Raw genomic sequence first — 13,532 nt, 5'->3', positions numbered from 1 at the left:
ATCCGTGTGGCGGGAGCGAACTGGGGAGTCGTCGGGGGAGGCTGCGCGGACCCGGATTGCGCAGTCGGAGCCAAGTAGTGCTAGAGTTCTTCTTGTTGCCACGGGCGATTAGCTCAGCGGGAGAGCACTTCGTTCACACCGAAGGGGTCACTGGTTCGATCCCAGTATCGCCCACCGAGGTCAACACTCAGGCCCTGACCGTTAGTTCGGTCAGGGCCTGAGTCGTTCCCGGGCACTCAGGCCGCTGCTTCGCAGCGGTGGTCCGGCGAGAGGCGGCGGCCGCAACCGCAGCGGGCCGGACGCAGCGGCCAGTGGAAGTCCACGCGTTCGGTGCTGCCCGCGCGGTCGAACCAGTTCTGCAAACCGCGGGCCTGTGCCGCGTGCCAGGTCCGCTGGCGCAGATGCAGTTCGGCGGCGGAGAGCGTTCCCAGTGGGCTGGCGTACCGAACACCGAGGGCGCGTACGACATCCAGCGCGGCGGTGGCGTCGGCGGTGGCGTCGTGGGCGCCGTGCAGGGTGACGCCGTAGTGGGCGCAGAGGTCGGTGAGGGTGCGGCGGCCCTTGCGGTAGCGGTCCACGTACCGGTCCAGGACCCGGGGGTCGAGCACCAGCAGTTCGGTGTCGCCCAGGGAGTCGGTCAGCGAGACCTCGCGGTGGCGGCGCAGTTCGCGGTCGAGCAGGGTCAGGTCGTAGGGGGCGTTCATCACCACGAGCGGGATGCCGGCTCTGGCCTGTTCGCCCAGGGCGCGGGCGATCTCGGCGACGACCGTACGCGGTGGACGGCCGTGGGTGCGGACCTGCTCGTCGGATATCCCGTGGATCGCGCGGGCGCCGTCGGGGATCGGTATGCCGGGGTCGGTGAGCCAGGTCACGGCCTGCGCGGCGGTGCCGGGGGCGGGTTGGAGCACCAGGGCGGCGGAGACGATGCGATCGGTCTCCACGTCCACGCCGGTGGTCTCGGTGTCGAAAGAGGCGAGCGGCCCCTCGTACCAGCGCTGAGAATGCTGCATGACTGCCCCTCAGGTGCCACTGGGCGCGGCCCGGCGCGCCACCGAGGACCAGTGGCGCGCCGGGCAAGGCGGCGTTTCTGCCCTGGTGATACCGCAGTTGACGCTTCCTCAATCGCCCGTGGCCGTGCTGCGGGAAGGTTCCTTCGCGAACGTGGCCGAACGGCTACGGAGCGTGGCGATCGGTTACGGGGAGATAGGTGACACGGTTGGGTGGCCGGGCTCGGTACCATCGACACGCGCAGCAGAGTGCTGTGGCACAGGGATGTCAGGAGAGACCGGTGACGGAAGTCCGGGTAATCATCAACCGCGAACCCGATCGGGAAGAGCGCGTGGTGACCACGGGCACTACGGCCGCCGATCTCTTCGCCGACGACCGCTCGATCATCGCCGCCCGGGTCGCGGGCCAGCTCAAGGACCTCGCGTACGTCGTCCAGGACGGCGAGGAGGTCGAGCCGGTCGCGATCGGCAGCAAGGACGGCCTGGACATCCTGCGGCATTCGACCGCGCACGTGATGGCGCAGGCCGTGCAGGAGCTCTTCCCCGAGGCCAAGCTGGGGATCGGCCCGCCGATCAAGGACGGCTTCTACTACGACTTCGACGTCGAGAAGCCGTTCCACCCCGATGACCTCAAGGTCATCGAGAAGAAGATGCAGGAGATCATCAAGCGGGGCCAGAAGTTCTCCCGCCGCGTGGTCACCGACGAGGCCGCCCGCGAGGAGCTGGCCGCCGAGCCGTTCAAGCTGGAGCTGATCGGTCTCAAGGGCTCCGCCGCCACCGCCGGTGAGGGCGCCAGCGTCGAGGTCGGCTCCGGCGAGCTGACCATCTACGACAACCTGGACGCCAAGACCGGCGACCAGTGCTGGGGCGACCTCTGCCGCGGCCCGCACCTGCCGAGCACCCGGCACATCCCGGCGTTCAAGATCATGCGCTCGGCCGCCGCGTACTGGCGCGGCAGCGAGAAGAACCCGCAGCTGCAGCGCCTCTACGGCACCGCCTGGCCGACCAAGGACGCACTGAAGGCCCACCTCGACTTCCTCGAAGAGGCCGCCAAGCGCGACCACCGCAAGCTGGGCAGCGAGCTCGACCTCTTCTCCATCCCGGAGGAGATCGGCTCCGGCCTCGCGGTCTTCCACCCCAAGGGCGGCATCATGCGCCGGGTCATGGAGGACTACTCGCGCAAGCGCCACGAGGAGGCGGACTACGAGTTCGTCTACTCCCCGCACGCCACCAAGGGCACCCTGTTCGAGCTCTCCGGCCACCTGGACTGGTACGCCGACGGCATGTACCCGCCCATGAAGCTCGACGGCGACATCGACTACTACCTGAAGCCGATGAACTGCCCGATGCACAACCTGATCTACCGCTCGCGCGGTCGCTCGTACCGTGAACTGCCGCTGCGGCTCTTCGAGTTCGGCACGGTGTATCGGTACGAGAAGTCCGGTGTGGTGCACGGTCTGACCCGCGCCCGCGGCTTCACCCAGGACGACGCGCACATCTACTGCACCCGCGAGCAGATGGCCGACGAGCTCGACTCGCTGCTCACCTTCGTGCTGGACCTGCTGCGCGACTACGGGCTGAACGACTTCTACCTGGAGCTCTCCACCAAGGACCCGGAGAAGTTCATCGGTTCGGACGAGGACTGGGAGGAGGCCACCGAGACCCTGCGGGCCGCCGCCGAGAAGCAGGGCCTCGAGCTGGTGCTCGACCCGGCCGGTGCGGCGTTCTACGGCCCGAAGATCTCGGTGCAGGCCAAGGACGCGATCGGGCGCACCTGGCAGATGTCGACCATCCAGGTCGACTTCCAGCTGCCGCAGCGCTTCGAGCTGGAGTTCCAGGGCCAGGACGGCAACCGCCAGCGTCCGGTCATGATCCACCGTGCGCTGTTCGGCTCGATCGAGCGGTTCTTCGCGGTGCTGCTGGAGCACTACGCCGGTGCCATGCCGCCGTGGCTGGCCCCGGTCACCGTGGTCGGCATCCCGATCACCGACGAGCACGTGCCGTACCTGCGCGAGGTCGCCGCCGAGCTGAAGAAGCGCGGGATCCGGGTCGAGGTGGACTCCTCCGACGACCGTATGCAGAAGAAGATCCGCAACGCTCAGCGCGCCAAGATTCCGTTCATGCTGATCGCGGGCAACGACGACGTCGAGGCCGGTGCCGTCTCCTTCCGCTACCGCAACGGTGAGCAGAAGAACGGGATCCCGGTCGCCGAGGCCGTCGCCGAGATCGTGGACGCCGTGGAGCGCCGCATCCAGGTGTGACCGTGGTCCCCGCGTGAGCGGGGGTGATCCGAAGATCCGGAACGCGCACAAGTAGAAGATGCCGTAGTCCCCGCGTTCGCGGGGATCGTACGGGGCGGACTCGAACGAGTCTGCCCCGTACTGCTCTGCGGGGTTGCCCGGGCGAATATGCTGATCAGCATGACGAGTGAGCCGGAACTGCAGCAGGGCGTCGGCGAACCGGACGGTTTCCGGCGCCTGTGGACCCCCCATCGGATGGCATACATCCAGGGCGAGAACAAGCCCACCGGACCGGCTCCCGATGACGGTTGCCCGTTCTGCTCGATCCCGTCGCTGAGCGACGAGGACGGGCTGATCATCGCCCGGGGCCGTGCCGTGTTCGCGGTGCTCAACCTCTACCCGTACAACGGTGGGCACTTGATGGTCGTCCCGTACCGGCACGTGGCCGACTACACCGACCTGGACGAGGCGGAGACGGCCGAACTCGCCGACTTCACCAAGCGGGCGATGACCGCGCTGCGCGCCGCCTCGGGGGCGCACGGCTTCAACATCGGGATGAACCAGGGCGCGGCGGCGGGCGCGGGCATCGCCGCACACCTGCACCAGCACGTGGTGCCGCGCTGGGGCGGGGACACCAACTTCATGCCCGTGGTGGGGCACACCAAGGTGCTGCCGCAGCTGCTGGCGGACACCCGCAAGATGCTCGCCGACGTCTGGCCGCAGGACTGAGTCCGGCCGGCCCGGTTCGGGCAGGGAGAAGGGCTCGTACCGGAGAGGTTCCGGTCCGGGCCCTTCGCCCTGCGTACGGTGGTCAGCCGGCGTCGTAGGCGTCGGCCTTGAACGGGCGGGCGCCCTGCATCTCGGCCTTGACGATGCCCGTGCGGCCGGAGAAGCGGTCGACGGCGATGTCGTGCTCCTCCAGGAACTCGATGGTGGCGGCCAGGACGGCGTTGACCACGGGGGTGGCGCCGTAGATCACGTCGTCGGACTTGAAACGGCTGGTCCAGGTCCGGTCGGCCCAGGAGGCGCGGAGCGAGAACGGCTCCGGCAGGGCGATCTTGCCGCCCAGCCAGGTGAGCAGGGTGGGCATCCGCATGAACGGCGCCCGGACGGCCTGACGGACCACCTCGTCGTTGTCCACGACGGGCAGGACGACCGTCTTCTCCTCCCAGAACTTGCCCGTCTTGGCGATGGTCATCTCCTTGGGCTTCGGCTTGGCGCCGAAGAGCCCGTTGAGCGGGCCGAGCGCGTAGCCGGCCACCGAGACCCGCAGGGTGTTGCTGAGCACGGTGACGCCGATCACCGTGGTGGCCACCAACTGGCCCTTGTGCAGCACGATCTGAGTGGCCAGCCGGTGCCGGGTGTCGGTGCCGAGGGTCTGCCGGTTGGCGATGGTCTGGATGCCGAAGTCCCGCATCCGGTAGCCGTCCATGTCGGCGCCGCCCGGGCGGCCGATCTCGTCGGCGCCCTCCGGGATGTCCACCACCACCCACTGCCGGATGGCGACGTGCTGCATGGCGCCGTCCGAGATCTCGCTGCGGCCGAGGCCGCCGAGCCGGTCGGCGATCCGGCGGGTGAGGTCCCAGGGGTGGAAGGTGCGGAAGTCGACGTGGCCCTCGGCCGGGCGCAGGTCCTCGACCATCTCCCAGACGCCCCAGCGCATGCCGGCGCCGAGGATGCCCTTGGAACCGGCGTAGTGCTGGATGTTGGTGTCCTGTTCGGCGGTCAGCCGGTCCAGTTGGGCGCGGAGCGTGCTGGCCTTCTTGTCCAGGTCGTCGCGCGGGACCGCCTTGGGGACGGTCGCGGCTATGGCGCTGCCCTCGACCAGGGCTCCCCAACGGGCCCGCAGGTCCTCGGTGCTGCGCAGGCAGATCCGCTTGGCGACGAACCAGCCGAGCACGGGCGCCACCATCATCACCCGGAAGTACACCGCCCACAGCCCGCTCAGCGGCGGCCGCAGCACGAACAGTCCGGCCAGCACGGCGGCGACCAGCAGCACGACGGTGCCGAAGAAGCCCTCCCGGGCCGGATTCTGCTTCTTCAGCCAGGCCCGGCTCTGGAAGGCGAGCAGCCAGAGCAGCGCCCCCGGCAGGAAGAGCAGCCCGCTGAGCAGGGTGACCAGGGTGAGCTTGCGGTCCCTGACGGCGCGCAGTTCCTCGGCGGCGAGGCAGTGTTCGACCACCATGCGGGTGTCGGTGCCGAAGGAGGGGACCAGCGGGTTGCGCTTGGCGCCCAGCGTCCGGTCGATCAGGGCGCGGCTGAACGCCTCGCCGAGACTTGGCCGGAAAAGGGCGAACTTGCCCTCCTTGACCGTCACCCCGAGCTTGTCCCCGAGCTCGTGGAAGTCGCTGTCGCGGTAGGCCGCCGAGGAGAGCAGTTGGGTCACTGCGGTCTGCGGTCCGACGTCCGTGCGGGGTATCTGCGCGCCCGGGGTCATGTCCAGCTTGGTCACGGCGGTGCCCCCTCCTCCCCTTGTCAGCCGCAGGTTACCGTGCTGCCGCCCCGCCGCGTGGATGATCGTCTGAACAGCTGTCACATCTCGCCAGGCGTGGCACCTCTCACTATGGTGCCCACTTCCGGGCCGCTTTGACCCCACTGGTTCCGGTGGTGCTCACGGTTGCTGTCCCGGGCCTGCTCCCGGGCCTGCTCCTGGGCCTGCTCCCGGTCCTGCTTCGGCAGCGAGCCCGGTGGGGGGTTCGGCGGCCCGGTGGGGCAGGATCGGGGTATGGCTGAGGTTGAGGAGATGACGGTGGACCCGGTGCTCGTCTTCGACGGCGACTGTGCGTTCTGCACGACCTGCAAGGACGCGGCCGAGCGCTATCTGCGGGCGAGCCTGGCCTCCGGGGGGTGGGAGGCGGTGCCGTTCCAGTTCGCCGACCTGCCGGCGCTGGACAGGCGGGCCGGTGGCCGGTCCCTGGTGACCTGGGAGCGGGCCGAGCGGGAGATCCTCTGGGTCACGCCCGGCGGGCAGGTGTACGGCGGGGCGCAGGCGGCGGCCCGGCTGCTGATGCGCTCGGGCGGGGCCTGGGCGTACCTGGGCGGGCTGCTGGCGCTGCCGCCGGTCCGCCCGCTGGCGGCCGCGGTGTACCGGCTGGTCGCGAAGAACCGGCACCGGCTGCCGGGCGGGACTCCGGCCTGCGCACTCCCGCACCGCGGGTAGCCCCCGAGGGCGGGGAGCCATGCCCCCCCAGGGGTGGCCCGCGCGCCCGGGGTCAGGAGGTGCGCTCGTACTGGGCGGCGAGGGCGGCGGGCATCGGGGCGTGGCGTACGTAGCTGCGGGAGAACTGGCCGGTGCCGTGCGAGAGGGAGCGCAACTCGACCGGGTAGCGGGTGAGTTCGAGCTCGGGGACTTCGGCGCGGACCAGGCTCAGGCCGGGGCCGCCGGGTTCGGTGCCGAGGACGTGACCGCGTCGGGCGGAGAGGTCGTTGAGGATGGTGCCCTGGTACTCGTCGGGGAGCAGGACCTGGATCTCGTCCACGGGTTCGAGCAGTCGGACGGTCGCGTTGGCGGCGGCTTCGCGCAGGGCGAGGGCGCCGGCGGTCTGGAAGGCGGCGTCGGAGGAGTCGACCGAGTGCGCCTTGCCGTCGGTGAGGGTGACCCGGACGTCCACCATGGGGTAACCGGCCAGGACGCCATGGGCGAGCTGGGCGCGGACGCCCTTCTCGACCGAGGGGATGAAGTTGCGCGGTACGGCGCCGCCGACCACCTTGTCGACGAACTCGAAGCCGCCGCCGGGCTGCAGCGGTTCGACCGTCAGGTCGCAGATCGCGAACTGGCCGTGTCCGCCGGACTGCTTCACGTGCCGCCCGTGGCCGCTGGCCGAGGTTGCGACGGTCTCGCGGAGGGCGACCTGGTACGGGACGGTGTCGAGGTGGACCCCGTAGCGGGTGCGCAGCCGGTCGAGGACGACGGCCTGGTGGGCCTCGCCGGTGCACCAGAGGACGAGCTGGTGGGTGTCGGGGTTCTGCTCGACCCGCAGGGCCGGGTCCTGGGCGGCGAGTCTGGCCAGGCTCTGGGCGAGCCGGTCCTCGTCGGCCTTGCTGTGGGCCTGGACGGCGGCGGGGAGCAGCGGCTCGGGCAGCGGCCAGCGGTCGAGGACGTGCCCGTCGGCGGAGAGGGTGTCGCCGGTCCGGGCGGCGGCGAGCTTGGCAAGGCAGACCAGCTCGCCGGGGAGCGCGTAGGGGACGGGCCGCTGCTGCTTGCCGAACGGCGAGGTGAGCGCGGTGACGCGCTCGTCCGGATGGTCGGCCAGGTGCAGCACGGTGTCGGGGCGCAGGGTGCCGGAGAAGAGCCGGACCAGGCTGAGGCGGCCGACGTACGGATCCTCGCCGGTGTGGATGACCTGGGCGGTGACGGGGGCGTCCGGGTCGCACGGCGGGAGGTCGTCCTGGCGCTCCTCGGGGGTGGGGAGGATCTCGGTGATCAGGTCGAGGAGTTCGGCGGCGCCGACGGCCGGGCCCGCGGGGTCGAGCGGGGGAGCGGCGGCCAGGACGGGGTGCACGGTGCCCTGGAGGACCTCGCGGCGCAGTGCCTCGGTCAGCGAGGCGGGGTCGAGGTCCTCGCCGGCGACGTAGCGTTCGAGCAGGGTGTCGTCCTCGCCGGCGATGGCTTCGACGAGCCGGCCCCGGGCCTCGTCGGCGCCGGGGGCCTCGCCGCTCTCGCCGTAGCGCCGGCCGGTGAGGAGTTCGAGGGAGCCGTGCGGGTGGCCGTCGCGCAGGATCGGCAGGTGGAGCGGGAGGACGGTGTCGGGGTGGCCCTCGCCGAAGGCGTCCTGGCAGGCGGCGAGGATCTCCTCGAAGCCGACCCGGGCGGCGTTCAGATGGGTGAGAACGATCACGGTGGGCAGCCCGGCGGCGCGGCACTGGCGCCAGAGCGCGAGCGCGGGCGGGCCGACGGGTTCGGCGGCCGAGAGCACGAGGACGACGGCCTCGGCGGCGCGCAGCCCGGCTCCGAGCTCGCCGCTGAAGTCGGCGTAGCCGGGGGTGTCCAGCAGGTTGATCCTGGTGTCGCGCCAGGTGAGCGGAAGCAGTGCGAGCTGCACGGAGCGCTGCTGCTGGTGCTCGATCTCCTCGTAGTCCGAGGCGGTGGTGCCGTCGGGGACGGTGCCTGCCCTGGTGAGGGCGCCCGAGGTGAGGGCGAGGGATTCGGCCAGGGTGGTCTTGCCGGCGCCGCTGGGGCCGATCAGTGCCACGTTGCGCAGTTGCGCCGACCGCTCGACCGTGGGAGCGGGTGCGTGCGGGGTACCTCGGTCCGGCATGGCGTGCCTCCTGATACTCACTCGCGGGGGCGGCAGTTACGTCCCGTATGCGGGGAAGTGCCCTGAGTGGTGGCCAGTTGGGCCGATGACCGGCTCGCGGGGGCGTGGGGCGGCGGAGCGTGCGAGCGGCCTGGATACCATTGTCGGGCCGGGCGGGTCGTTCCGCTCGGTCGCCGGTCGGCCACTGGGGCCGAGGGCGGACATCGGTGAGATCGGGGCGGTCCGGAAGGCCATGCTCAACAAGTACGCACGTGCCTTCTTCACACGTGTCCTGACACCGTTCGCCGCCCTGCTGCTGCGCTGGGGGGTGAGCCCGGACGCGGTGACGCTGATCGGTACGGCCGGCTCGGTCGCCGGCGCACTGGTGTTCTTCCCCCGGGGCGAGTTCTTCTGGGGCACCATCACGATCACCCTCTTCATCTTCTCGGACCTGGTGGACGGCAACATGGCCCGCCAGGCGGGCAGTTCCAGCAAGTGGGGCGCCTTCCTGGACTCGACGCTGGACCGGGTCGCCGATGCGGCGATCTTCGGCGGCATGGCGCTCTGGTACGCGGGCAAGGGGAACAACGACCTGCTCTGCGCGGTCGCGGTGTTCTGCCTGGCGAGCGGCCAGGTGGTCTCGTACACCAAGGCGCGGGCCGAGAGCCTGGGGCTGCCCTGCAATGTGTCGGGGCTGGTGGAGCGCGCCGAGCGGCTGGTGATCAGCCTGGTCGCGGCGGGTGTGGCGGGGATGCACACGTTCGGGGTGCCGTACGTGGAGCCGCTGCTGCCGGTGGCGCTCTGGCTGGTGGCGGTGGGGAGCCTGGTGACGGTGGTGCAGCGGATGCTCACCGTGCGCCGGGAGGCCCTGGAGGCGGCCGAGCCGCGGGAGGCGCAGTGAACACCGCCGTACGGAGTACCCCGACGCTCCAGGAGCGGGTGGCCGACGGCGCGTACGCGCTGGGCTGGGCGGCGCTGAAGCACCTGCCGGAGCCGGTCGCCCGCGGGCTGTTCAACCAGATCGCGGACTTCGTCTGGCGCCGGCGCGGCAAGGGCGTGCGCCAGCTGGAGCGCAACCTCGCCCGGGTCCACCCGGGGGCCGGTGAGCAGCGGCTGCGCGAGCTCTCCCGGGCCGGGATGCGCTCCTATCTGCGGTACTGGATGGAGTCCTTCCGGCTGCCGACCTGGAGCAAGGCGCGGATCTCGGAGTCGGTGGAGCTCAAGGGGCTGGAGAACATCACCGGTCCGCTGGAGGCCGGCCGGGGCGTGGTGGCGGCGCTGCCGCACATGGCGAACTGGGACCTGGCCGGGGCCTGGATCACCACGGTGGGGTATCCGTTCACCACGGTCGCCGAGCGGCTCAAGCCGGAGTCGCTCTTCGACCGTTTCGTGGCCTACCGCGAGGGCCTGGGCATGGAGGTGCTGCCGCTGACCGGTGGCGGCGCCTCGGTGACAGGCACGCTGGCGCGGCGGCTGCGGGCGGGCCGGATGGTCTGCCTGGTGGGCGACCGCGACCTGTCGGACGCCGGGCTCGCGGTGGACTTCTTCGGGGAGCCGACCAAGGTCCCGGCGGGTCCGGCCGCGCTCTGCCTGCGGACCGGCGCCGCGCTGCTGCCGGTCACGCTCTGGTATGACGGCCCGGTGATGCGGGTGGAGATCCACCCCGAGCTGCCGGTGCCCGAAGAGGGCGACCAGCGCTCCAGGACCCTGGCGATGACCCAGGCACTGGCCGACGTGTGGGCGGACGGCATCCGCGAGCACTCGGTGGACTGGCACATGCTGCAGAAGTTCTGGCTGTCCGACCTCGGTCGGCGCCACGATGCCTGAGGGGGCCGGGATGAAAATCGGAATCGTCTGCCCGTACGACTGGGACGTCCCGGGCGGCGTGCAGTTCCACATCCGCGACCTGGCCGAGCACCTGATCGGCCTCGGTCACCAGGTCTCGGTGCTGGCCCCGGCCGAGGACGAGTCGGCGCTGCCGCCGTACGTGGTCTCGGCCGGGCGGGCCGTCGCGGTGCCCTACAACGGCTCGGTGGCCCGGCTCAGCTTCGGCATCCTCTCCGCCGCCCGGGTGCGGCGCTGGCTGAACGAGGGCCGCTTCGACATCCTGCACGTCCACGAGCCCGCCTCGCCCAGCCTGTCGATGCTGGCCGCCTGGTCCGCCTCCGGGCCCATGGTCGGCACCTTCCACACCTCCAACCCGCGCTCGCGCGCGATGATCGCGGCCTCGCCGATCCTCCAGCCCGGCCTGGAGAAGATAAGCGCCCGGATCGCGGTCAGCGAGTACGCCAGGCGCACCCTGGTCGAGCACCTCGGCGGCGACGCCGTGGTGATCCCCAACGGCGTGGACGTCCGGTTCTTCTCCGAGGCCGAGCCCGATCAGCGCTGGCAGGGCGGGGCGGCGGACGGCGGTCCCGGCACGATCGGCTTCATCGGCCGGATCAACGAGCCCCGCAAGGGCCTGCCGAGCCTGCTCGCCGCACTGCCCAAGATCCTCGCCGAGCGCCCGGGCGTGCGGCTGCTGGTGGCCGGCAAGGGCGACGAGCAGGAGGCGGTGGCCGGCCTCGCGCCCGAGGTGCGGCGGCAGGTGGAGTTCCTCGGCATGGTCAGCGACCGGGAGAAGGCCCGGCTGCTGCGCAGCGTCGACCTGTACGTGGCGCCGAACACCGGCGGCGAGAGCTTCGGCATCATCCTGGTCGAGGCGATGTCGGCCGGCGCCCCGGTGCTGGCCAGCGACCTGGACGCGTTCCGGCAGGTCCTGGACGGCGGCGGCGCGGGCGAGCTGTTCCCGGTTGAGGACCCGGCGGCCCTGGCCGACGCCGCGCTGCGCCTGCTCGGCGACCCCGACCGGCTCGCCGAGCTGCGCCGGGCGGCCCTGCACCATGTGCGGCGCTTCGACTGGTCGACCGTCGGCGCGGACATCCTCTCGGTGTACGAGACGGTCACCGACGGCATGCCGCCGGTCGCCGAGGACGAGCGGGTGGGCTGGCGCGGACGCCTGAAACTGACCCGGGACTGACCTCCGGGGCCGGGAATCGATCTCCCTCGCCGTGGCGTTGACCTGACGATCGGTCACCTACTGGGGAGGGCTCGCATGCCGCAGATTTCCATCGACTACTCCGCGGGCGTCGGCTTCGACCGGCCGGAGTTCGTCCGCAACCTGCACTCGCAGGTCGCCATGTTGATCAGCACCTCGGTGGACAACTGCAAGACGGTCTTCCGCCGGGTGGAGGAGCTCTACGTCGGGCACGGCGGGCCGCAGGCCGCCACGGTCTATCTGGAGATCAGGATCATCGAGGGCCGGGACCGCGCCACCAAGGCGAAGCTGGCCGCGGAGATCCTGAACCTGCTGGCGCGCTCCGTCGAGGTGGAGCCCGGCGTGCGCGCCCAGGTCGCCGTCAACGTGGCCGACCACGACCGGGAGTTCTACCGGAAGACCTCCCTGTAGCGTTCTGCCCCGTGACTACCTGGATCTGGGCCGCTGCAGCGGTCGTGCTGTTCGCCGTCTACCTGAGCTGGACGGCGGGCCGGCTCGACCGTCTGCACGCCCGGATCGACGCGGCGCGGGCCTCGCTGGACGCGCAGCTCGTCCGGCGGGCCTCCGTCGCGCTGGAGCTCGCCACCTCCTCGCTGCTCGACCCGGCCGCCTCGATCCTGCTGTACGAGGCCTCGCACGCCGCCCGGCAGGCCGAGGACGAGCACCGGGAGGTGGCGGAGAGCGAGCTGAGCCTGGCGCTGCGCGCGGTGTTCGCCGATCCGGAGCAGGTCGCGGCGCTGCTGGCGGTGCCGGGCGGCGAGGAGGCTGTGAGGGACCTCACAGCGGGGGTGCGCCGGGTGCCGATGGCGCGGCGGTTCCACAACGACGCGGTCCGGGCGGCGCGCGCGGTGCGTGAGCACCGGCTGGTGCGCTACTTCCGGCTGGCCGGACGGGCGCCTTTCCCGCTCGCTTTCGAGATGGACGACGAACCTCCCGCGGCGCTCACGCCTCAGGGCGCACCGGCATAGCCGCGTTAGAGCCTGTTTGTCGTATCCCGGCAACCGGGCTGGACTAGGTGGCGCATGGGCACCGGGTGGTTCGGGCCTACGATAGGGCGATAGCACTGGTTCATCTTCGAGTGAGGTCTCACGTGTCCACCACCCCCATCACCGCAGACCAGCCGCAGATCGGCACCGCCCGCGTCAAGCGCGGCATGGCCGAGCAGCTCAAGGGCGGTGTGATCATGGACGTGGTCAACGCCGAGCAGGCGAAGATCGCCGAGGACGCCGGTGCGGTCGCCGTCATGGCGCTGGAGCGCGTCCCCGCGGACATCCGCAAGGACGGCGGCGTGGCCCGGATGTCCGACCCGAACATGATCGAGGAGATCATCGGCGCCGTCTCCATCCCGGTGATGGCCAAGTCCCGGATCGGCCACTTCGTCGAGGCCCAGGTCCTCCAGTCGCTGGGTGTCGACTACATCGACGAGTCCGAGGTGCTGACCCCGGCCGACGAGGTCAACCACTCCGACAAGTGGGCCTTCACCACCCCCTTCGTCTGCGGCGCCACCAACCTCGGTGAGGCCCTGCGCCGGATCGCCGAGGGCGCGGCCATGATCCGCTCCAAGGGCGAGGCCGGCACCGGCAACGTGGTCGAGGCCGTCCGCCACCTGCGCCAGATCAAGAACGAGATCGCCAGGCTGCGCGGCTTCGACAACAACGAGCTGTTCGCCGCCGCCAAGGAGCTGCGCGCCCCGTACGAGCTGGTCAAGGAGGTCGCCGAGCTCGGCAAGCTGCCGGTGGTGCTGTTCTCCGCCGGTGGTGTGGCCACCCCGGCCGACGCCGCGCTGATGCGCCAGCTGGGCGCCGAGGGCGTCTTCGTCGGCTCGGGCATCTTCAAGTCGGGCGACCCGGCCAAGCGTGCCGCCGCGATCGTCAAGGCCACCACCTTCTTCGACGACCCGAAGATCATCGCGGACGCCTCCCGCAACCTGGGCGAGGCCATGGTCGGCATCAACTGCGACACCCTGCCGGAGAGCGAGCGGTACGCCAACCGCGGCTGGTAGTTCCGTACG

12 protein-coding genes and 1 tRNA gene are annotated in these 13,532 nt (G+C 71.1%); 10 read left to right on the top strand and 3 right to left on the bottom strand.

The features are described from left to right. Positions 1-102 precede the first annotated feature (102 nt). Positions 103-174: transfer RNA gene (locus UK12_RS17170), tRNA-Val, on the top strand. 62 nt (positions 175-236) lie between these two features. On the opposite strand, the gene UK12_RS17165 is transcribed toward UK12_RS17170, so the two are convergent. Continuing rightward, complete coding sequence (locus UK12_RS17165; RefSeq protein WP_045303870.1) at positions 237-1,010, bottom strand: exonuclease domain-containing protein; 774 nt, start codon at positions 1,008-1,010, stop codon at positions 237-239. Positions 1,011-1,339: 329 nt separating this feature from the next. Between UK12_RS17165 and thrS the strand changes: the two genes are divergently transcribed. Then, positions 1,340-3,268, top strand: a complete 1,929-nt coding sequence (thrS, locus tag UK12_RS17160) for a threonine--tRNA ligase (protein ID WP_442973806.1) — start codon at positions 1,340-1,342, stop codon at positions 3,266-3,268. Between the two features lie 159 nt (positions 3,269-3,427). Next, on the top strand, positions 3,428-3,976 hold the full coding sequence (locus UK12_RS17155) for an HIT family protein (protein ID WP_197084934.1): 549 nt from the start codon (positions 3,428-3,430) through the stop codon (positions 3,974-3,976). A gap of 82 nt (positions 3,977-4,058) precedes the next feature. On the opposite strand, the gene UK12_RS17150 is transcribed toward UK12_RS17155, so the two are convergent. Then, the gene (locus UK12_RS17150; protein ID WP_197084933.1) at positions 4,059-5,699 is read right to left on the bottom strand and encodes a hypothetical protein; all 1,641 of its coding nucleotides are present in this window, start codon (positions 5,697-5,699) and stop codon (positions 4,059-4,061) included. A 273-nt stretch (positions 5,700-5,972) separates the two neighbouring features. Here UK12_RS17150 and UK12_RS17145 point away from each other — a divergent pair, with 273 nt between their 5' ends. After that, positions 5,973-6,407, top strand: a complete 435-nt coding sequence (locus UK12_RS17145; RefSeq protein ID WP_231591254.1) for a thiol-disulfide oxidoreductase DCC family protein — start codon at positions 5,973-5,975, stop codon at positions 6,405-6,407. 52 nt (positions 6,408-6,459) lie between these two features. On the opposite strand, the gene UK12_RS17140 is transcribed toward UK12_RS17145, so the two are convergent. Beyond that, the gene (locus tag UK12_RS17140; protein WP_045303867.1) at positions 6,460-8,505 is read right to left on the bottom strand and encodes an elongation factor G-like protein EF-G2; all 2,046 of its coding nucleotides are present in this window, start codon (positions 8,503-8,505) and stop codon (positions 6,460-6,462) included. Between the two features lie 232 nt (positions 8,506-8,737). On the opposite strand from UK12_RS17140, the gene pgsA reads away from it, so the two are divergent. The 6 genes from pgsA (at position 8,738) to pdxS (ending at position 13,523) form a co-directional block, all read left to right on the top strand. Continuing rightward, positions 8,738-9,385, top strand: coding sequence for a phosphatidylinositol phosphate synthase (gene pgsA / locus UK12_RS17135; RefSeq protein WP_045303866.1), 648 nt, complete (start codon positions 8,738-8,740; stop codon positions 9,383-9,385). Further along, positions 9,382-10,311: a phosphatidylinositol mannoside acyltransferase gene (locus UK12_RS17130; protein ID WP_045303865.1), complete on the top strand. Its 930-nt coding sequence runs from the start codon at positions 9,382-9,384 to the stop codon at positions 10,309-10,311. The genes pgsA and UK12_RS17130 overlap by 4 nt, the downstream gene beginning before the upstream one ends. Positions 10,312-10,321: 10 nt before the next feature. Further along, positions 10,322-11,503, top strand: a complete 1,182-nt coding sequence (locus tag UK12_RS17125; RefSeq protein WP_045303864.1) for a glycosyltransferase family 4 protein — start codon at positions 10,322-10,324, stop codon at positions 11,501-11,503. A 75-nt stretch (positions 11,504-11,578) separates the two neighbouring features. Then, positions 11,579-11,932, top strand: coding sequence for a 5-carboxymethyl-2-hydroxymuconate Delta-isomerase (locus UK12_RS17120; RefSeq protein ID WP_045303863.1), 354 nt, complete (start codon positions 11,579-11,581; stop codon positions 11,930-11,932). Positions 11,933-11,943: 11 nt separating this feature from the next. Continuing rightward, positions 11,944-12,489: a hypothetical protein gene (locus UK12_RS17115; protein ID WP_045303862.1), complete on the top strand. Its 546-nt coding sequence runs from the start codon at positions 11,944-11,946 to the stop codon at positions 12,487-12,489. Positions 12,490-12,611: 122 nt separating this feature from the next. Next, entirely contained in the window at positions 12,612-13,523 is a 912-nt protein-coding gene (pdxS, locus tag UK12_RS17110; RefSeq protein ID WP_045303861.1) for a pyridoxal 5'-phosphate synthase lyase subunit PdxS, read from the top strand. Positions 13,524-13,532 lie beyond the last annotated feature (9 nt).

The sequence above is a fragment of the Saccharothrix sp. ST-888 genome, assembly GCF_000955975.1.
Classification (GTDB): Bacteria; Actinomycetota; Actinomycetes; order Streptomycetales; family Streptomycetaceae; genus Kitasatospora.
Note: the sequence above shows the minus strand (reverse complement) of the source record. Positions and strands in the feature narration are given on the sequence as shown.